General features: G+C 72.8%; 15 protein-coding genes and 1 pseudogene. 6 read left to right on the top strand and 10 right to left on the bottom strand.

All coding sequences use genetic code 11. The annotated features are described in order from the left end of the window. Nucleotides 1–7: 7 nt before the first annotated feature. The gene (locus tag BLW85_RS36330) at nt 8–760 is read right to left on the bottom strand and encodes an MBL fold metallo-hydrolase (RefSeq protein ID WP_074995725.1); all 753 of its coding nucleotides are present in this window, start codon (nt 758–760) and stop codon (nt 8–10) included. A gap of 279 nt (nt 761–1,039) precedes the next feature. Between BLW85_RS36330 and BLW85_RS36335 the strand changes: the two genes are divergently transcribed. Then, nucleotides 1,040–2,086, top strand: coding sequence for a serine/threonine-protein kinase (locus BLW85_RS36335; RefSeq protein ID WP_244174981.1), 1,047 nt, complete (start codon nt 1,040–1,042; stop codon nt 2,084–2,086). Nucleotides 2,087–2,199: 113 nt separating this feature from the next. Here the strand turns inward: BLW85_RS36335 and BLW85_RS36340 are convergent, their stop codons facing one another. Next, entirely contained in the window at nt 2,200–2,400 is a 201-nt protein-coding gene (locus BLW85_RS36340) for a hypothetical protein (protein ID WP_074995728.1), read from the bottom strand. A gap of 261 nt (nt 2,401–2,661) precedes the next feature. On the opposite strand from BLW85_RS36340, the gene ku reads away from it, so the two are divergent. Then, nucleotides 2,662–3,585: a non-homologous end joining protein Ku gene (ku, locus tag BLW85_RS36345; RefSeq protein ID WP_074995729.1), complete on the top strand. Its 924-nt coding sequence runs from the start codon at nt 2,662–2,664 to the stop codon at nt 3,583–3,585. Between the two features lie 107 nt (nt 3,586–3,692). Here ku and BLW85_RS36350 read toward each other — a convergent pair whose 3' ends face one another. Together BLW85_RS36350 and BLW85_RS36355 are read right to left on the bottom strand one after the other, a co-directional pair. Beyond that, on the bottom strand, nt 3,693–5,570 hold the full coding sequence (locus tag BLW85_RS36350) for an AMP-dependent synthetase/ligase (RefSeq protein WP_079172548.1): 1,878 nt from the start codon (nt 5,568–5,570) through the stop codon (nt 3,693–3,695). A gap of 234 nt (nt 5,571–5,804) precedes the next feature. Further along, on the bottom strand, nt 5,805–6,269 hold the full coding sequence (locus tag BLW85_RS36355) for a universal stress protein (RefSeq protein ID WP_070029863.1): 465 nt from the start codon (nt 6,267–6,269) through the stop codon (nt 5,805–5,807). Between the two features lie 589 nt (nt 6,270–6,858). On the opposite strand from BLW85_RS36355, the gene BLW85_RS36365 reads away from it, so the two are divergent. Next, nucleotides 6,859–7,287 carry a VOC family protein gene (locus BLW85_RS36365; RefSeq protein ID WP_070029864.1) on the top strand — a complete coding sequence of 143 codons (429 nt, stop codon included), beginning with the start codon at nt 6,859–6,861 and terminating at the stop codon, nt 7,285–7,287. Nucleotides 7,288–7,349: 62 nt separating this feature from the next. Beyond that, nucleotides 7,350–7,585, top strand: a pseudogene (locus BLW85_RS38625) (VOC family protein); the annotation flags it as partial. 306 nt (nt 7,586–7,891) lie between these two features. Here BLW85_RS38625 and BLW85_RS36375 read toward each other — a convergent pair. Together BLW85_RS36375 and BLW85_RS36380 are read right to left on the bottom strand one after the other, a co-directional pair. After that, entirely contained in the window at nt 7,892–8,677 is a 786-nt protein-coding gene (locus BLW85_RS36375) for a DUF1963 domain-containing protein (protein ID WP_074995730.1), read from the bottom strand. Nucleotides 8,678–8,779: 102 nt separating this feature from the next. Beyond that, entirely contained in the window at nt 8,780–10,837 is a 2,058-nt protein-coding gene (locus BLW85_RS36380) for an AfsR/SARP family transcriptional regulator (RefSeq protein ID WP_074995731.1), read from the bottom strand. A gap of 126 nt (nt 10,838–10,963) precedes the next feature. Here BLW85_RS36380 and BLW85_RS36385 point away from each other — a divergent pair, with 126 nt between their 5' ends. Continuing rightward, entirely contained in the window at nt 10,964–11,878 is a 915-nt protein-coding gene (locus BLW85_RS36385) for an alpha/beta hydrolase (protein ID WP_074996349.1), read from the top strand. 89 nt (nt 11,879–11,967) lie between these two features. Here the strand turns inward: BLW85_RS36385 and BLW85_RS36390 are convergent, their stop codons facing one another. Continuing rightward, nucleotides 11,968–13,305 (bottom strand): dicarboxylate/amino acid:cation symporter, encoded by a 1,338-nt coding sequence (locus BLW85_RS36390; RefSeq protein WP_070029867.1) that lies wholly within the window; start codon nt 13,303–13,305, stop codon nt 11,968–11,970. A 438-nt stretch (nt 13,306–13,743) separates the two neighbouring features. Here BLW85_RS36390 and BLW85_RS36395 point away from each other — a divergent pair, with 438 nt between their 5' ends. Beyond that, the gene (locus tag BLW85_RS36395) at nt 13,744–15,087 is read left to right on the top strand and encodes a COG1361 family protein (RefSeq protein WP_074995732.1); all 1,344 of its coding nucleotides are present in this window, start codon (nt 13,744–13,746) and stop codon (nt 15,085–15,087) included. 93 nt (nt 15,088–15,180) lie between these two features. Here the strand turns inward: BLW85_RS36395 and BLW85_RS36400 are convergent, their stop codons facing one another. The 3 genes from BLW85_RS36400 to BLW85_RS36410 form a co-directional block, all read right to left on the bottom strand. After that, the gene (locus tag BLW85_RS36400) at nt 15,181–16,245 is read right to left on the bottom strand and encodes a GNAT family N-acetyltransferase (RefSeq protein WP_074995733.1); all 1,065 of its coding nucleotides are present in this window, start codon (nt 16,243–16,245) and stop codon (nt 15,181–15,183) included. After that, a complete protein-coding gene (locus BLW85_RS36405; protein ID WP_244174982.1) occupies nt 16,245–17,546 on the bottom strand; it encodes a methyltransferase domain-containing protein in 1,302 nt (433 codons plus the stop codon). The genes BLW85_RS36400 and BLW85_RS36405 overlap by 1 nt, the downstream gene beginning before the upstream one ends. A gap of 71 nt (nt 17,547–17,617) precedes the next feature. Beyond that, the gene (locus BLW85_RS36410) at nt 17,618–19,111 is read right to left on the bottom strand and encodes an NUDIX domain-containing protein (protein WP_074995734.1); all 1,494 of its coding nucleotides are present in this window, start codon (nt 19,109–19,111) and stop codon (nt 17,618–17,620) included. Between the last annotated feature and the right edge of the window lie 36 nt (nt 19,112–19,147).

Genomic DNA, 19,147 nt, shown 5'->3' on the forward strand with positions numbered 1-19,147 from the left:
GGGAGCCCTAGAACTCGATCCGCACGCCCGGCTTGAGCAGATGCAGCCGGTCCGTGAGCCCCGCGCGGGCGAAGGCCGTTTCCAGGGTGTCCGCGCCCTGTGTGAAGTGCGCCCAGTGCTCGAAGTGCAGCGGGACGACATGACGCGCGCCCAGGATCCGGGCCGCCTCGGTCGCGTCGTCGCTGGGCAGGGTGAGGTAGGCGTCGCCGACCAGCGGCGTCCGGGCCCCGCCCGCGAACAGGACGGCGATGTCCACCGGGCCGAAACGGTCCGCGATCCGCCGTACGACGTCGAGTGAGGCGTTGTCCCCGCTGACGTAGACGGTCGGCAGGCCCTCGCCCTCGATCACGAAGCCGGTGACCTCGCCGACGAGGTGCTCACTGCCGTCCGGCCCGTGCTGCGCCGGCACCCCGGTGATCCGCGCACCGCCTTCGAGGGTGTACGACTCCCAGCCGGCCAGCGCCCGAACGGGACCGCCGAGCCGCTCCCGGGCGGACGCCGTGGACAGGACGAGCGGGGCGCCGAGGGCGTATGCCCGCCCGGCCGCGTCCAGATTGTCGGGGTGCTGGTCATGGGAGAGCAGTACGGCGTCCACGGCGCCGACCTCGGCGGCCGTGAGGGAGGGACCGGCGGTCTTCACCAGCGTGCGGGCGCCCACGGGGTAGCTGCCGGGGGCGTCGAAGGTCGGGTCGGTGAGCAGGCGGGCCGTGCCGTAACCGATGAGGGCCGTGGGGCCGCCGAGATAGCGGATGGTCGTCACGCCGCTTCAACTCGCGCCGCTCTCCGGGTATTCCACGGTTCCCCGGCCGCGGCCCCGCCCTTGCGTCCGCTCGCCATCGAAGATCAACTAGGGTGCGGATGTGGAAAGGCGACGTGGTGGGGGCCGGTAGGCTTGGACCGCTGCGGCACCCTCCCACCTGATCCGCCTCCGCGGTGAGTCATGGCCTGCGGCGATCAAGACGTCTTTGGGCATGAGGATGAAGAACAAGTGCTTATAGCGGGTCGATACAGGCTGCGGGACACCATCGGGCAGGGCGCGATGGGGGAGGTGTGGCGGGCCTTCGACGAGACGCTCGGCAGACCGGTCGCCGTGAAACTCCTCCTTCCCCACGACTCCGACCACACCGCTTCCTCCCGGTTCCGGCTGGAGGCGCAGACCGCCGGCCGTCTCAGCCATCCGAACGTGGTCGGCGTCCTCGACTTCGGCGAGTACGAAGGCCGGTTGTTCCTGGTGATGGAACTGGTCGACGGGGGCAGCCTCGACGGACTGCTCGCCGCTTCCGGGCCGCTGCCCGTCGAACGGGTGGCTCGCATCGCCTCGCAGGCCGCCGTCGGGCTCGCCGTCGCGCACCGGCAGGGCATCGTGCACCGGGACATCAAACCGGCCAACCTTCTGCTGGGCACCGACGACACCCTGAAGATCGGTGACTTCGGCATCGCCCGCTTCCTCGACGACCCCAGCGCCGCGCTCACCGCCACCGGACAGATCGTCGGCACCAGCCTCTACCTCGCGCCCGAGCGGGCCCTGGGCCGCACGGCCGGACCGGCGTCCGACGTGTACTCCCTGGGCTGCGTGCTCTACCAACTCCTCACCGGGCGCCCGCCGTTCCAGGCGGACAGCCCGCTCGCGGTGCTTCACCAGCACCTCGACGCCACCCCGGCCCCGCCCCGGCAACTCCGCACCGACCTCCCGCCGGCCTTCGAGAACTACCTGCTCGGCCTGTTGGCCAAGGAGCCCGAGGGCAGGCCCACGGCCGAGGAGGTGGCGGACTGGTTCGGGCGCGGCGCCTGGCGCGGCGCGCCGGAGCCGCTGCCGGTCGAATACCAGGGCCACAGCCTCCCGGACAGGTCGTACGCGACGGGCACGAGAGCGCCCGCGAGGCATGGTTCCCCTTCCGCGGCCCACTCGAACGGCGCGTTCGTACCGGCGGCGGACACCGAGTGGCGGACGAGTGTGCACCGGGCCGCCACCCGCCGACCGAACCTGCCGCTCCTGCGCCGTTCCCGGCTGGCGGCCCTGCTGGGCGGCGCCGGCCTCTTCATCGCGGCGTTGCTGGTGGGCATGCTGTGGTTCTCGCCCAGCTGAGCGCGCACGCCCGAACCGCGGCTTGACGGCCGGCGACGGCCGCCGCCATGCGGGCCCTGCCGTCTCTCCGGCCGATCCCGCGCGGAGCGGGTCGGCGAGGGGGGGAGGGGGGATCAGGGCCGATGCCGAGGGAGGGCTCGGAGATCGGCGCGCAGCGCGCCCAGCGCGGACCGGTGCCGGTGGCTGAGCCACTCCGCGACGCCGAGCACGCGCAGCGCCGGCTCCCGGCCCACGTACCCGATCACGTACCCGGTGGCCGGCAACCGGCGCCCCGCCGCGGCACGCCCCGCGGCCAACGCCGTCAACGGATCCACGGTCCCCCTCCTCCACCAGCCCCCGTGGGCACGACCGCTTTCACCCGATCGCCCCAGTCCGGGAAAGCGGTATCGAGCGGCCGGGGAGAGGGCCATGGCAACGGGTGCGGACTCGGGGACGTCGGCCATCCGGCGGGCGGTGCGTCGTGCGGTGCGTCGCGCACGACCGGGCGCGCACGCTCCGTGGTCGGTCGATGCGGCGCGTGCCTGGTGGGATGGCCGTACGCTGGTGATGCTCGGGGTCACTGCGGAGGTCTGTCCATGCCCCGAACGATCTGGAGTGGCGCGATCAGCTTCGGTCTCGTGACCGTGCCGATCAACGTGCAGAGCGCCACCGAGGACCACTCGATCCATTTCCACCAGTACCACCTGGCCGACCAGGGCCGGATCCGGTACCGGAAGGTGTGCGAGCTGGAGGACCGCGAGGTCTCCCAGGACGAGATCGGCAAGGGCTACGAGCTGACCAAGACCCAGGTCGTCCCGATCACCGACGAGGACCTGAGCAACCTGCCGCTGCCGACCGCGAAGGCGATCGAGATCGACGCCTTCGTCCCGCTGGAGTCCGTCGACCCGCTGAAGATCGCCGAGGGCTACTACCTCCAGCCCGCCGGCCAGGTCGCGGCCAAGCCGTACAAACTCCTCGTCGAGGCGCTCGGCCGCTCGGCCAAGGTGGCGGTGGCGAAGTACGCCTGGAGCGGCAGGGAGAGACTGGGCCTGCTGCGCGTGAAGGACGACGTCCTGGTGCTGCACGCGATGCGCTGGCCCGACGAGATCCGCGACCCGGCCGAACTGCTGCCGCCGCCGGTCGAGGTGTCCGACGACGAGATCGAGGGCGCGCTCGCCCTGATGGACACCATGACCGTCGACGCGCTGGAGGGCCCCGACTTCCACGACCGCTACACCGAGGCGATCGCCGAGATCATCGAGGCCAAACGCGAGGAGAAGCCCCTGCCCGAGGCGCCCGAGCCGGAGCAGCCTGCCCAGGTGCTCGACCTGATGGCCGCCCTGCAGGAGTCGGTGTCCAAGGCCAAGGCCTCCCGCGACGAACACACGGAACCGGCCGAGGTCCACGAACTGCCCCGACCGAAGAAGAAGGCCGCGACGAAGAAACAGCCGGCCAAGAAGGCCCAGGCCAAGAAGACCACGGCGAAGAAGGCTTCGGGCCGTCGGTCGCGCAGTGCTTGAGGACGTGTGCGTACGATCCCCGACGGCGACTCCGATCCCGCATACGCCAACTGCGTGCGCCGGAACGGGACTTCGCTGCCCCGGAGCTTCGGAAGTCGCGGAAGCCGTCAGCCGCCGTAGATGGCCGCGATGTCGTCGGCGTACTCCCGCGCCACCACATCGCGCTTCACCTTCTGCGACGCGGTCAGTTCGCCGCCGGACTCGGTGAAGTCACCGGGCAGGATCCGGAAGACCCTGATCGACTCGGCGCGCGAGACCGCCTGGTTGGCGTAGTCCACGGCCTCTTGTACGGCCGTGCGCAACCCCGGGTCTTCGCGGAGATCGGCGACGGTGGCGTCGGCCGGCCGGCCGTGGCCGGCCTTCCACGCCGCGAACGCGTCCGCGTCGATGGTGACGAGCGCTCCGATGAACGGCCTTCCGTCACCCACGACCATGCACTGGCTGATCATTCCGTGGCCGCGCAGCCGGTTCTCCAGCACGGCGGGCGCGACGTTCTTGCCGCTCGACGTCACGAGCAGTTCCTTCCTGCGGCCCGTGATCCGCAGGAGCCCGTCGTCCAGTTCGCCGAGGTCACCCGTGTGGAACCAGCCATCGGGGTCCAGGGCGTCGGCCGTGGCGGCCTCGTTGTTCCAGTAACCGGTGAACACCTGGGCGCCCTTGACGAGGATCTCGCCCTCCTCGGTGATGCGCACGGTGGTGCCGGGCAGCGGCCGGCCGACGGTTCCGAAGCGCACCTCGTCGTCGAAGTCGGCGGTGAGCAGCGGGGACGTCTCGGTCAGCCCGTACCCTTCGCGCACGTCGATACCGACCCCCCGGAAGAAGTGCGCAAGGCGGGGGTCGAGCGGAGCGCCGCCGCAGATCGCGTGCCTGCACCGGCCGCCGAGGGCGGCGCGGATGTCGTCGTACACCAGTTTGGTGAACAGTGCGTGCTCCAGGCGCAGCAGGGTCCCGGGGCCGCCGGTGTCGAGCGACCGGCTGTAGGCGACGGCGATGTGCTCGGCGCGCTCGAAGACCCGGCCCCGGCCGGCGGCCCGGGCCTTCTGCCGGGCGGTGTTGTGCATCTTCTCGAACAGGCGTGGCACCGTGAGGACGAAAGTCGGCCGGAACGACCGGAGGTCGGCCGCGAGGTGCTTGGTGTCCGGAACGTGCCCGATCCGGACCCGGGCCCGCACACAGCCGAGCTGGATCAGCCGGCCGAACGAGTGTGCGAGCGGCAGGAAGAGCAGCGTCGACGCGCCCGGACGGAGCATCGACCGCATCTTCGGGATCGCGTTGGCGACTTCGAAACACAGGTTGCGGTGGCTGAGGACGCAGCCCTTGGGCCGGCCGGTCGTGCCGCTGGTGTAGGCGATCGTGGCCATGTCGTCCGCCCGCACGGCGTGGCGGCGCCGCTCGACCTCCGCGGCCGGAACGGCGGCACCCGTGGTGATCAGTTCCCCGATCGCGCCGTGCGGCGCGTCGATCCGCCACAGCCTGGTCAACTCCGGGAGCCGGTCGCGGACGCCTGCCACCGTCGCGTGGTGGGCGTCGGTCTCGGCGAAACACGCGACCGCGCCCGAGTCGGACAGGATCCAGGCGACCTGCTCGGCGCTCGAGGTCTGGTAGACGGGCACGCCGACCGCACCGACGGCCCAGATCGCGTAGTCGATCAGGGCCCACTCGTAGCGGTTCCCGCTCAGCAGCGCCACCCGGTCCCCGGCCTCCACCCCGGCCGCGATCAGGCCCCGGGCCAGCGCGATCACGTCGTCGCGGAACCGCGCGCAGGTCACGTCCTGCCACCGGCCTTCGACGCGCCGGGCGAACTGGATCGTGTCCGGCGCGTCGGCCGCGTTGTCCCACACCGGGTCGGTGAGCACGGCGGAGTCCGGGACGGACGCGACGGCCGGCACGGACAGTTCGCCGACGATGCGCGGTCCGGGCCGTGACCGGCCGCTCCGCGAGGCGTTCGGCGGGGCGTGGTTCCGGTCGTGTGCCGCGTCCTTCATCGGACCTCCCGAGACGGGCCCGCCTTCAGCGCGTGGGCCGCTTCGATGTGGTGGTCGGGCAGATGGCGTGCCGGACACGCGGGGCCGGCGTTGGACGGCGGCCGCCCGCGCTCACCGACGGCCGCTCGCTGCGATCCGACGGCTCCGAACGGGGGCGACGTGCTGCCGGGCTCGCGGCTTCCCCGTCGGGTCCCGTGGCGGCGGACGTCATGGGCCCCTGGCCGTGAACCTTCCTCAGGTGCCGTCGGCGGAGCCCCGGATCACGACGACGGGGCACGGCGCGTGCTGCACACAGTGCATGCCGACCGAGCCCAGCAACGTCCCACGGATCTCGCCGCGCCCCCGATTGCCCACGACCAGCAGCTCCGCTCCCTCGGCGGCCTCGATCAGAACGGCGGCCGGATGTCCCTGGACGGAGGTGGCGCGGAGCGGGACGGGCCGTCCCGGACCGGGGCCGAGGGCCTCGTCGATCGCCCGGTCCAAGGCCGTGCGCATGCGCTCCGCGTAGTCGCTCGTCTCCTTCTCCGAGGGCGAGACCAGACCGTGCCACGGTGTCGGAAGGTCCCAGGCGAGGACCGCGTCGACCGCGCCGCCGATCAGCTTCGCCTGGTTCACCGCCCATCGGACGGCCGCTTTCGAGTGTTCGGACCCGTCGACGCCCACCACGATGCGCGGAGGGGCTGCGGCCTCGTTGTTCATCACGTGCTTCCCACCTGGTCGTAGACGTCCCCTCCCACCACCATCTCCGCGACCGTGCGGAGCCGCCACTTCACCCGGCGGTGCCACTCACCGGCGGCGGCCCGCGCGACGCACGACGAGCGCGGCGACGGTCCGGCCGCGATCCGGCCCTTCGGGTGAATCGCGGCGTGCGGGGACGCCCCGCTCCACGCTCCACCGGCCCGGCCGCGCCTGCCGGGACGACCGGGACCGGCATGGAGACCGCGCGGAGGCACCGGCTTCCCCGCCGGTCCGAGCCGGTTACCACGGAGTCGACGCGGCACCCAACCATTCCTCCTTCATCACCCTCGGCGTCATCCTCGGCTCCTCCATCGGCGCCGCCGCGATCGACGCCTGGGGTCTGCGCGCTCCGCTCTGGCTCGGCGCGATCACGGACGTCGTCGGCCTGGCCACCGTCCTGCCCGACCTCGCCCGCCGTTCCACCACGGCAACGGCCCTTGTCTCTCCCCGCGTTGCCGCTCAGGCGGAACGAGTGTGAGTGATCGCGCCGTCCGGCAAGTCGGCTGCAACGAGCGGGCACGGCCCCCAAGTCCCTTGGTACGGTGCACCGATGTCAGCGATCAAGAAGTTCCAGGTCACCTTCGACTGCGCGGAACCCGAGCGTCTCGCACGCTTCTGGTGCGAGGTGCTGGGGTATGTCGTACCGCCGCCACCGGAGGGGTTCGCGACGTGGGACGACTACAAGCGCTCGCAGCCGCCTGAGGAGCGGGATTCCTGGTTCGCCTGCATGGATCCCTCGGGTGTGGGCCCGCGACTGTACTTCCAGCGCGTCCCCGAAGGGAAGGTCGTCAAGAACCGGGTGCACCTCGATGTGCGGGTCGGCACCGGACTCGTGGGTGAGGAGCGCCTCGCCGCGCTCGAGGCCGAGTGCGCACGACTGATCCCGCTCGGGGCCGTCCACGTGCAAACGCTGTACGACGGCACCGATTCGTGCATCCCGATGCTGGACATCGAGGGCAACGAATTCTGTATCGACTGAGCGGGGCGTGCGGTTCGCGCTACTGCGGAGCGCGGCCGGGCAGGGTGTCGCCCTCGCCCGCGATGATCACTAAGGTCGACCGGGTGACAGCCGGGTCGGCCTGCGCGAGCGATCCCCACCCGTCCGCGGAGTTCATCGCCGTGATCCTGGGCCTGGAAGTCGGCGCCCCGTTCGGGCCGTTCCTGCCGGTCGACCTCGGCAACGGGGTGACGCTCGACTACTTCGAGAAGAGGGACGAGCCGATCCAGCGCAGCACTACGCATTCCTCGTCTCCGACGAGCGGTTCGACGCGGCTTTACGCCCGCCCCTGATCGGTCGGCTCCGGCAGTCCTTGTCCGGATCTTCATCCGCCCCGGCGTTCAGCCGGTGCGACGTCCACCACCGGTACGACAACCGCACCCCGCCTCGTCGTCGCCGGTGACCAGGACGAACACCCGCTGCCCACCCGGGGCCCGTCCTGGACCACCGCCCCGTACACCCCCGAGCACTTCCTCGGCGGCAGACGGCCCAGTCCGTACTCGCCGGTGACACCCACCCGTTGGGGCTGCTGGAGTCGAAGCAGCCACGCGCTTGGCCGGAACGGGCCGGGGCAAGTGCCCCGCGGTCAGAAGGCGTCGACGTACACGAACACCCGGTCGAAGCGGAGGGCGGCCAGGTCGGAGCGGCGGATCACCCAGTGGAAGAGGGCCGCCTCCAGCTCCTCGCAGTCGTCGTCACCGCGCCAGGTGGCCAGCAGCGTCCACTCGTCGCCGTCCGCGGCGGGCAACGGCGCTTCGTCCCGGGCCACCTCGACCGGGTCCCAGTTGAAGAGGTTGGGCTCCCCGCCGAGTTGGAAACGCCAGCGCGGGCGCCAGCCGACCACGTGCGACCAGGCGGACTCCAGCTCGGCGATCCGCTCCGACTCCTCGTCGTCGTCCTCCTCGTGCGGCGGCCACGACCACTGGTGGAAGCAGAAGTCCAGCCGCGCCGGGCGGTAGGTGCCCGGACCGTCGTCCGGGCCGGCCGGGCGCTCCGCCGACGGCGTCCCGGCCGGGACGTACCGCACGGCGTCGTCGACCACGGCTCCGCAGCCCGGGTCGGGGTCGGCGAAGAACAGCAGCCGGCCCTCGGTGGGCAGCGGCAGATCCGTCACCCCGGGCGGCAGGGCCGCGCAGTCGACGGCCGCGACGAACGCCGCCTTCGGGTCGGGCGCGCCCTCCGGCAGCGGCGGGTTCCCGCCGGTCAGCGCCACCAGCGGGCCGGGGCCGTCCTCAGCGAGGTAGATCGCCGGGCGGGCGACGCGTATACGGGCCTCCACCTCGGCGGCCGTAATGCCCCGTGCGGCGGCCTCCGCGCGGAAGCGGGCGGCCCTGGCCGCCGGGGTCTCGTCAACGGTTTCCGTGTCGGTCATGGGACGACCCTACGACCCGTCAGCCGGTGCATGCGGCCATCGCCCACGGCCACTTCGGCTCCGCCCGGCCGCGCGGGCGGCGGGCGGGCGAAGGTTCTTGCCCTACGCGGTTCCGCCTGCACTCTCCGTGTCGGACGGACCGGCGTCGCCGAGGACCGTGTCGGCGGCGCGCAGCTGGCGGGCCACCGGGCCGAAGGACACCAGTCCGCTGCCGGCTCCCGCGAACTCGTCGCGTGCGCAGGCGAGTTCGGCGCGGGCGCGGCGCAGGACCGGCAGGTGGCCCACGGACGCCGCCGCGCGCGCGAGGACACACCACAGGGCCTCCTGGAGAAGGTCGTGCGGCGGCCGGGGAACCGTTGTGAGGGCTTGGCGGGCCTGGTCGGCGGCGCCGGAGGCGGCCAGCAGCAGAGGGGCGAGCCAGGGCCGGTAGGGGCCGGCGTCGAGGTCCGCGAACTCCGCGGGCTCCGGCAGGCCGTCGCCCCGCATGACCGGGACCAGTGCGACGAGGACGGCCAGGCCCCGGGTCAGGCCCGGCATGCCGCAGTCGGCGGTCTCGGCGAGGACCCGCTCGTACCGGGGGCGCGCGGCCCGCCAGCCATCGGTCTCGCACACGCGCAGGGCCTGGTACCAGGACGTGAACACCCCGGCGAGCGGCCGCTCGTTGCGGTGCGCCAGACGGTCGATCTCCTCGGCCTGCGCGTCCGCCGCCGCGAGGTCGCCCAGTCCGGCGAGGGCCTGGAGGCGGACGAGGCGGCCCAGAACCTCGTGGCCGGGCAGCTGGTGGTCGACGGCGAGCCGGATCAGCTCGGCGCCGAGGGCATCGCGGCGGGCGGCCGATCCGCAGGTGGCGAACGACTGCATGAAGGCGCCGTTGAGGGCGAACGCGAGCAGCGCGGGGTCCTGGAGGCGGCGCGCGAGGCGGACCGCCTCCTCAGCGGCCCGTTCGGCGCGCAACCGCCACGGCTCGGTGGCGCGCGGATCCACCGCCCGGGGCGGCGGCGCGTCGGCCGCCGCGTCACCGCGCGACTCGACGGCCACGACCGACAGCAGCCGGGCCCGCAGCGCGGGCGGTCCCTCCGGGCCCAGCCGGGCGGCGGCGCGGGCAGCGGAGCGGGCGAGCGCACCGGCGTCCTCGGGGTCGTCGGCGCGGGTCCACACGGCAGGCACGTCGTAGGAGCCGATGATCCTGGCGGCCAGTTCGCCGTCACCGCTCGTCTCGGCCGCCGCGACCAGGTCCCGGCGGTGCGCGCGTGCCTCCTTCAGACCGTCGGCGCCGGTCACCGCGAGGTCGCGCAGCAGGCCGGCGGTGGCGTGCAGCCGCGCCCGGGAGCCCGCCGGGACCGAGCGCTCCCACGCGGCGGCGGTACGGTCCCAGACGCTGCCCGCCGTCCCGGCCGGTTCGGCCGCGGCACCGTCGGCGGCGAGGATGCGGGACTCGGCGCGCGCGAGGGCGGCTCCGGCACCGGGCCCGTACGCGCCGCCGAGTTCCCGACGGGCGTCGCGCAGGACGGTCAGGGCCTCGCCGCGCATCCCGCACCGCGCCAGCGCCGTGGCCAGCAGCACCCAGCCGTCCTCCCGGCCCGGATGCGCGGCGACGTGGGCGCGCAGGTCGGCCACCGCGTCCCGGGCCGCGCCGGTGGCAAGCAGGGCGTCGGCGCGCCGTTCGACCGCGTCCAGGCGCAGCGCCTCCAGCCGGGCCTGCTCGGCAGCGGCCCACGCGGCGGTGGGGAAGTCGGCCAGGGCAGGGCCGCGCCAGTGGGCGAGCGCCTCGTCCCACAAGGCGACCGCCGCGTGCGGCGACGCCTTAGCGGCCCGAGCGGCGCAGTCCTCGAAACGCCAGGCGTCCACCGCGTCGCGCCCGGCCCGCAGGACGTAGCCCGGCCCCTCGGTGACCAGCAGCCGGGATGGCTGCCGGGCGGGACGCCCGGGTTCCAGGGCGCGGCGCAGCGCCGCCACGAAGGTGCGGACCGCGCCGACCGCGCCTGCCGGAGGCTCGTCCTCCCACAGGTCGGCCACGAGCCTGCCGACCGGGACCACCCGGCCCCGGGCGATCAGAAGGCGGCCCAGTACTTCCCGGTGGCGGGGCGCGCCGAGGCGCACCCGTGTGCCGTCCGGTTCCCAGGCGGCTACCGGCCCCAGAATTCCGAACTCCACGCGCACGCCATCCTCCCGGCGACGCGGCGCCGCCCCCGGGTCCCTCGAATCCACTCATCGATCACTGATCCGGCGCCCCCAACCTGGGTGACGTCCCGGAACGACCGGACCGCCAAGGTCAGGGCCCCGGACATGTCCACTCTGCCACGAACCGCAGGAGTCGCTGTGACCCACCCGAAGATCCCCGGATTCACCGAGCACCGCGTCGCGGTCGACGACGGCGTGACGCTCCACGCCGCCGTCGGCGGCGCCGGAAGCCCGGTCGTGCTGCTGCACGGATTCCCACAGACCCACCTGATGTGGCGGCACGTCGCCGCCGACCTCGCCGCCGACCACACCGTCATCTGTCCCGACCTGCGCGGCTACGGCGCGAGCGACAAGCCGGCCGAGAGCGGCCCCGACGTCTACTCCAAGCGCACCATGGCCCGCGACGTCGTACGCCTCGCCGAGGCGCTGGGACACGACCGCTTCACCCTGGCCGGCCACGACCGCGGCGCCCTGGTCGCGTTCCGCGCCGCGATGGACCACCCGGACACGGTGTCCCGCGCGCTGTTCCTCGACATCCTGCCGACCCTCGACATGTGGAACGCCCTGCACGGCGTGTCCGGCGCGGTCGGCTTCCACCTCTACCTGATGGCGCAGCCCCCCGGCCTGCCGGAGCAGATGATCGAGGCGGCCGCCCGGCCCTTCTTCGCCCACTTCCTCGACGCCTGGACCGGCTCCCCGGACGCGATCCCCGCCGAGATCCGCGAGCACTACCTCGCCGCGTCCGCGGCGGCCGTACCGTCCATCGTCGCCGACTACCGGGCCTCCGCCGGCGTCGACGTGGACCACGACACCACCGACAAGGAGGCGGGCAACCGGCTGGCCATGCCCGTCACCGTCCTCCAGCAGGACTGGGGCGCGGCCCTCGGCTACCACGCCCAGGGCCTGTGGAGCGCCTGGTCCGAAGACCTGCGCCACCGCACGGTCTCCTGCGGTCACTTCATGGCGGAGGAGGATCCCGGGATGATCGCCGAGGAGATCAGGGCGCTCGTCCGCCGCTGACCTCGACGGTGTACCGGTGAAAGCGCTCCGCCCTGCCGAAGAGAGGCCGGCAGGGCGGAGCGCGGGGCGGGGCAGTCGGACCGGAGGGGTCAGGCGGCCACCGAAGCGGCGGGCTGGGGCTCGGCGTGGACACTCTCGGCCTCGTCGACCGGGGACGCCGACGCCTTGTCGTACTTCGTACGGTCGAGGATGTTCTCCCGCGCGGAGACGATGACCGGGATGAGGGCCTGGCCCGCGACGTTGGTCGCGGTGCGCATCATGTCCAGGATCGGGTCGATCGCGAGCAGCAGGCCGACGCCCTCCATCGGCAGACCCAGGGTGGACAGGGTCAGCGTCAGCATGACCGTCGCGCCCGTCAGACCGGCGGTCGCCGCCGAGCCGATCACCGAGACGAAGGCGATCAGCAGGTACTCCTTGATCCCGAGCTGGACGTCGAAGATCTGGGCCACGAAGATCGCGGAGATGGCCGGGTAGATCGCCGCGCAGCCGTCCATCTTCGTCGTCGCGCCGAACGGCACGGCGAAGGAGGCGTACTCCTTCGGGACGCCGAGATGGATCGCCGACTGCTGGGTGACCGGCATGGTGCCGACCGAGGAGCGGGAGACGAAGCCGAGCTGGATGGCGGGCCAGGCGCCCTTGAAGAACTGCACCGGGTTGAGCTTGCCGGCGAAGGTGAGCAGCAGCGGGTAGACGCCGAAGAGGACCAGGGCGCAGCCGATGTAGATGTCGGCGGTGAAGGTCGCGTAGTTGCCGAGCAGATCCCAGCCGTACTGCACGATCGCGCGGCCGATGAGCCCGGCGGAACCGATCGGGGCCAGCAGGATCACCCACCACAGGGCCTTCTGGAGCAGCTCCAGGACGGACTCGGAGAGGGTGAGGATCGGCTGGGCCTTCGGACCGATCTTGAGGATGGCGATGCCGGCGACGACCGCCATGAAGACGATCTGGAGGACGTTGAGCTGGACGAACGGCGTCACGACGTCGGTCGGGAGGATGCCCGTGAGGAAGTCCAGCCAGCTGCCGGCGTGGTCGGGCTTGGCGCCGTCGGCCGGGGTGAGGGAGGAGCCGGAGCCCGGGTTGGAGACCAGGCCGATGACGAGGCCGATGACGACCGCGATCAGCGAAGTGATCATGAACCAGAGCAGGGTGCGGCCGGCCAGGCGGGCCGCGTTGTTGACCTTCCGCAGGTTGGTGATGGACACCATGATCGCGAAGAAGACCAGGGGCGCCACGGCCAGCTTCAGCAGCTGCACGAAGATGCCGCCGACCTTGTCGAGGGTGGTGGCGAGCCAGGACACGTCGTAGGTGCGGGCGACGTAGCCGAGCACCAGGCCGACGGCGAGGCCGAGCAGGACCTGGGCCCAGAAGGGCAGGGGTATCCGGAAGCCGGACTTCGTGGGCTTTGGATCAGCGGTGTTCGAGGACACGGAGGGACACACTCCAGTGGGGACGCGCGGGGGAGACCAGCGGGGCGTACGGGAGCGGCGACCGTGGAAAGGTCAACGGTGCCGCTGCAGCGAGGAGTTCGCGATCAGACGCAACAAGCCGCGGACATGCAGAGGCAGAGGTCGACATGCAGACGCTGCACGAGCAGGACGCTCGTGATGGTGCGGCGGACGCCGCGCGGGGCGCCGGGGCGGCACACGGTTGCTGTCTTCATGGCGTGAAGGACATTAACATCTTTACTTTGAGAACATCAAAGCAGGACTTTGGTAGGTCTTTGGCGGCCCTTTGTGCTCATCGGTTGACAGGTCTCGTACAACCTTCAACTCCTCTTGATCGTCAAGGAGTAGCGGCCCGGCGTGGGCCGATGATCGGCGACCACGCCGACCGCGCGACCTGCCCGCCTCTCACCTGGAGATGTCATGAGAGCCGACTCCGTCCGCCGCGCACTGCGGCTCGGAGCCTGTACGACGCTCGCCGCCGGACTCGTCACCCTGGGGCTCGCCACCGCTCCCGCGTTCGCCGCGACCGAGCCGGAGACCGACCAGCTCTGGATCACCGCCCCGTACGATCCGACCCTGCCGCTCGGCATCGACGGCGGGACACCGCCGACCCGCACGCTCGATGTCAGGCTCAACCACGACAACGACCACTTCACGGTGACCGACGGCCGGCTCACGGTGGACGCCTCCGGCCTCGCCGGGGTCGCCGAGATCACCTGGCCGGACAACTGCACGCCGAGCGGCGCGACCGCGGTGTGCGACGTGCCCGAGGTGCCGGCGACCGGCAACACCGGCGGCGAGGTGCATCTCACGGTCCGCGCGGCCGACGGGGCGGCCGCCGGGGCCCGGGGCCGCATCACCTTCGAGGCGACCGCCACCGGCGGCCCGGACGGTACGCTCACCGCCCCGCAGGACAGCTTCGACACCACGGTCACGGTCGCCTCGGGACCCGACCTCGGGCTCACGACCGGCGGCGGCATCAAGGACGCCCAGCCGGGCAGCACGCAGACGCTCCCGTTCACGCTCACCAACCACGGCAACGAGACCGCGCACGGCTTCACCGTCACGATGACGGCCTCGTACGGGGTGCGGTACCTCAACCGGTACGACGCCTGCGCCTACACGGCGTCGAGCGGCGACGAGTACGCCCCGATGTCGTACGCGACCTGCACCTTCCACCAGGATCTCGCGCCGGGCGCCTCCTTCGAACTGCCCGAGCCGCTGCAGGTCGAACTGACCGCGCACGCGCTCCAGGAGCGGGTCGACATCTCGGCGCAGCCGATCGGCGCGACCGACCTCGGCGGCTACGACGACTACGCGGTGCTGGCGATCGGCGCCGACAACACGGCCGACTTCTCGGTGACCGGCGCGGCGGTCACGGGCGCCGCGGGCGAGACGGTCACCGCGGCGCTCACCTTCAAGAACAACGGGCCCGCCTGGCTCGGCAACCTGGGCTCCGGGGACCCGGTCGCCGACGTCAGGCTGATCGTGCCGTCCGGCACCACGGTCACGGCCGCGCCGGAGGACTGCGCCCCGCGGACCCTCTCCGGCGGCTACTACCCGAACCGCACGGGCGCCCCGCGCTACGACTGCTCGCTGCCGTACTGGGTGCTGGAGAACACCGAGCGCTCCTTCCCCTTCACGCTGCGGATCGACACGGTGGTGCCCGGAGCGACGGGTGCGGTCAGCATCCATCCTCCGTTCGGCGAGTTCGGCCACGACCCGGACACGTCGAACAACGCGGCCGTCCTCACGGTGAACTAGGGATCGCGCCCACGGGCCCTGGCGAGGTGGTGGCCGGCGACGAGGTCGTCCCGGCCCCCACTGCTTTCCCGGCGGACGACGGCACGATGCCGCTCACTTCGTCGTCTCCCAGTCCCAGGTGTCGAAGTAGGCGGCCCGGCCGGTATGGCGGGCCTGGGCCACGGTGCTCAGGCGGGCGAAGTCGCGCGGGGGCATCAGGGCCTGCCACGCGGGCAGCGGGAGGACCCGCACCTCGTCGTGCTCCTCCGGGTTCAGGACGATGCCGTCGATCTGCGCCGGGGACAGCCGGCCGCCGTCGAAAACGCAGCCGATCGTGCTGTAGGGCCACTCGTCGCCGGGCAGCCCGTACACCGTCGCCAGCAGCCGGGGCGGCCCGGTCACCGTCAGGCCGGTCTCCTCCGCGCACTCCCGTACGGCCGTCTGCCACGGACGCTCACCGGGATCCATCGTGCCGCCCACCAACTGCCACGGGTGCGCGGGCGAGTAGACGGAGCGCAACTGCAGCGGCCGGTCGTCCTCGTCGGTGAAGTACAGGCACGCGAAGCACGTGGCCTTCGGAACCGTCTCGGCGTACTGCTCGGGCGGCATCCAGCCCGGACCGGTCCCGCGCAGGTCGTCCCCGTGCTCCGGTACGCCCGGGGCGGCCGGCTCATCGAGCAGGGTCATCCGCATCAACGCGGAGCTGGACGAGAAGCCCAGCCGACGGTACAGGGGAGCCGCCTCCGCACTGGCGTGCAGCTCGAAAAGGGTGACGTGTTCGGCCTGGAGCCGATCGAGCAGTGCGCCGACGGCGGCTCGGGCGTAGCCGCGGCGGCGCAGATCCGGGCGGGTGGCCACCACGTGCACACGGGCGGCCAGCCCCCGGGGACATTCCGGGGCCGGGAGCACGGGGTGGATCAGGCCCAGGGCGCACGCGGCCAACGAGCCGTCCGCGGCGTCGACGACGAAGCAGCGAGCGTCCCCGGCCGGTGCCAGCCGGGGAGCCAGCCGGACGGTGCACCGCCGGATCCACTCCTCGCTCAGCGGCTGGGACAGGACATACGAGGAGCGCAGGCGGACGATGCCCTCGGCGTCGGCAGGCGTGGCCATGCGGACGGGAGGCGGCTCGGCGACGGCCGGTGGCCGGACCGTGGCAGCAGAGGTGGTGTCGGTGTTCATCAGGTGCCTTCCTGAAGCGAGTCGAGGGAGCCGCGCCCGGCGGGTGACGAGGGCTGGCGGGGGAGAGTGGGGCACGGGGGCAGCGTCCAGGTGAGAGCCTTCGGACCGGTACCGGAGGTGACGTGTTGCGGACCGTCGCCGTCCGGCAGCTCGACCCGGTACGTGTCCGGTCGCCCGGCCTGGTGCCAGCGGTCGTGGAGGCCCTCCAGTTCGGCCCACACATCGCGCGGCCCGTGGACGCGGACGGTGCCGTCGCCGGGGCCGGCCACCGCCCAGGAGTCCTCCTCGGGGGCGACGACGGTCATCGTCTCGGCCTGGAAGTCGCGGACCAGCCCCGGTGCCAGGTAGGCCGCGGCGACCCAGAAGCCGTGGGCGTCGTCCGCGGGCGGGGGCAGCCGGGTCGGGCGCGGCCGCCCGGGATCGGCCGTGATCCGGTCCCGGTGGTCGACGGCCGTGAGCCACCGGAAGCCGAGCAGGGGCCGGTATCCGCGCGGCCGTCCCCGCAGGAGGGTCCGGAGCCCGCCCTGCGGTGTGCGGGTGACGGACAACTGCCCGGGCCAGCTGGGCGTTCGGGTCGTGAGGGTGGTCAGCAGCGTTCCGCCGGGGGCGAGTTGTTCGGCCCAGGCCCGGGGGAGGCAGGGCACGCCGATGCCGGAGTGGATACGGTCGTACGGCGCCCCCGTGGGATGCCCGTCCAGCGCGTCGCCTTCGACCACCTCCGCGCCCAGGCCGAGCCGGTCGAGGTGGTGCCGGGCGAACTCGCGCATGTGCGGATCCCGTTCGACCCCGGTCGCGCCGCCGGGACCGATGACGGCGGCGGCGAGCGCGAGGGTGATCCCCGGCCCTGTGCCCAGGTCCAGGAACCGCTGCCCCGGCTGGAGCCGGAGTTGCTGGAGGACTTCGACGGTGGCCGGGGTGTAGGTGCTCATGGAGGTCATGTGGCCGCCGGTCACCGGCCCCCGGCCGAGGCCGGTCAGCGCTTCTCCGTCGCGCTGGAGGAGGACGGACTCGCCGCTGTGCACGAGGTCGAGCCACTCCGCCCGGTCGCCCGGGTGGGAGCCGTCCAGGAGCCGCCAGCCGACCGGGTCCGCGCCGGGGCCGCTGACCCGGACGTAGGCGTGGGGGAGCAGCACCTCCCGTCGCACACGCAGGAGCGCTTCGCGCAGCCGCGGGTCGGTCAGCACACCGTCGGCCACGAGCCGCTCGACCATCGAGGCGCGGGCTGCGGTCGCGGCGGCGAGCAGGCCGACAGGCATCGGTGGGTGCGGGGTGTCCAGGGACGTGAGCCGGGACGCGTTCATTTCCGAGGTGCTCCTTCCTGGGCTGCGCCGTCCTCGTCGGTGAGGTGATCGCTCCGGGGGACGCCCGGCGGTCACTTCCATCCCCTCTGCGCGTAGGTCCGGCCCGCGAGGATGTCCGCGATGGCGGTGCGGGTGTACGGGACCAGCTCCGCCGGACAGGACTCCGGCGCCCACCACCGCCACTCCAGACAGCGGTCGGGTTCGCGCACCTCCGGGATGCCCGACCAGGAATGGGCCTGGAAGAAGAGCTGGAGGCGCGGTCGGGTGTCGTCGGGGCCGGCGAGGTGGACCAGGTGCACGAACTCGACATGCGCCGGGTCGATGACCAGGTTGGCCTCTTCCCTTGCCTCCCTCACCAGGCAGGCGACGGCGGACTCCCGCTCGCAGTGTCCGGCCGGCAGGTGCCACCGACCGCCCCCGTACGCGGAGTCGGGGTGGCGCAGGCCGAGAAGGATCCGGCCGTCGTCGTCCCGGAGGAACAGATGTACGCCGACGACGTGGAGTTCGGCCCCGCTCGGCGTCGCGTCCCGGTCACGTCGCGGCGCGGGAGGCGTTCCCTTCGTGCGCGGGCCGCCGGGCATCGGACGTTCGGCCGCGTGTCGGCGGATCAGGCCGCCGAGGCCGGAGCTCAGGCGCACCCGGTCGAGCATGTCTACGGTGAACCACCGCAGGAGGACGCCTTCGCGCAGGTCCACGGAGTCGGGGTGCCCGCTCCAGCGGCCTTCGTAGACCTGGACGGGCACGCTGAGGCCGTCGACGCCGGTCGCCGCCTCCACGGCGTACGGCGTCAGACCGGTGGGTTCCAGGCCGGGCGCCTCCTCGGCGAGCTCACGGCGCAGGGTCGCTTCCAGGTCGGCGTCGCCCGGCTCGCGGCCGCCGCCCAGCAGGGCGAGGGACCACGGCTCCCAGATGCCGTCCCGGTGATCGCGCAGATGGAGCAGGTAGCGGCCGTTTCCGTCATGGATCAGGACGGAGGCGTTGACCGGCTCGGGACGCCCGTCGAGGCCGTGGGCTTCGGCGGCCAGGAGTTTGGCGCGCAGCGTCGGCGACCCGATGTCGGCGAGGTCGAGCCACCGCGCGCAGGTCACTTCCTCGTGCCGCGGCGTGAGCGGCGGTGGCTCCGCGGCCGTGAGGTAGAAGGCGAAGCGGAAGTCGAAGTGCCGGTGCGCGGGTTCGCCGCCTGCCGGGCCGGCGTCGATGTCGTGGACGTCGATGTCGACCGGCGCGCCGAGGAACTGCGGGGTCAGGCACAGATCCCCGGGTCGGAGCCCGGTTTCCTCGCACACTTCGCGCAGCGCGGCAGCCAGAAGGGTCCGGTCCTCCTCGACGTGACCACCGGGAGCGAGGAGCTTCCCCGACGCCCTGTGACCGATGTGCAGGACACGCCGGTTCCGGTCGACGACCGCGGCGCTGCACGTGATGTGACCGGGCAGCGCCGCACGGCTCGTCGGCTCGGCGGGCCCGTCGAGGAGGGCGAGGAGCCCGGAGAGGGCGTCCCTCTCCCGCGGATGCCGGGCCAGGTACGCCTCGGTGGTCGCACGGATGTGGGAGCGGGTGGGTGGCACGTCATCACCTCGGCAGGGCGTGGAGCGGAACGTGGA

It is taken from the genome of Streptomyces misionensis (assembly GCF_900104815.1).
GTDB classification, from domain to species: Bacteria; Actinomycetota; Actinomycetes; order Streptomycetales; family Streptomycetaceae; genus Streptomyces; species Streptomyces misionensis.

Coding starts and splice junctions, on each gene's coding strand:
- BLW85_RS36350 (WP_079172548.1), bottom strand. CDS start 5,570: ATGAAGGACGCGGCACACGACCGGAACCACGCCCCGCCGAACGCCTCG.
- BLW85_RS36335 (WP_244174981.1), top strand. CDS start 1,040: ATGGGGGAGGTGTGGCGGGCCTTCGACGAGACGCTCGGCAGACCGGTC.
- BLW85_RS36395 (WP_074995732.1), top strand. CDS start 13,744: ATGAGAGCCGACTCCGTCCGCCGCGCACTGCGGCTCGGAGCCTGTACG.
- BLW85_RS36375 (WP_074995730.1), bottom strand. CDS start 8,677: ATGACCGACACGGAAACCGTTGACGAGACCCCGGCGGCCAGGGCCGCC.
- BLW85_RS36400 (WP_074995733.1), bottom strand. CDS start 16,245: ATGAACACCGACACCACCTCTGCTGCCACGGTCCGGCCACCGGCCGTC.
- BLW85_RS36355 (WP_070029863.1), bottom strand. CDS start 6,269: ATGAACAACGAGGCCGCAGCCCCTCCGCGCATCGTGGTGGGCGTCGAC.
- ku (WP_074995729.1), top strand. CDS start 2,662: ATGCCCCGAACGATCTGGAGTGGCGCGATCAGCTTCGGTCTCGTGACC.
- BLW85_RS36365 (WP_070029864.1), top strand. CDS start 6,859: ATGTCAGCGATCAAGAAGTTCCAGGTCACCTTCGACTGCGCGGAACCC.
- BLW85_RS36385 (WP_074996349.1), top strand. CDS start 10,964: ATGTCCACTCTGCCACGAACCGCAGGAGTCGCTGTGACCCACCCGAAG.
- BLW85_RS36405 (WP_244174982.1), bottom strand. CDS start 17,546: ATGAACGCGTCCCGGCTCACGTCCCTGGACACCCCGCACCCACCGATG.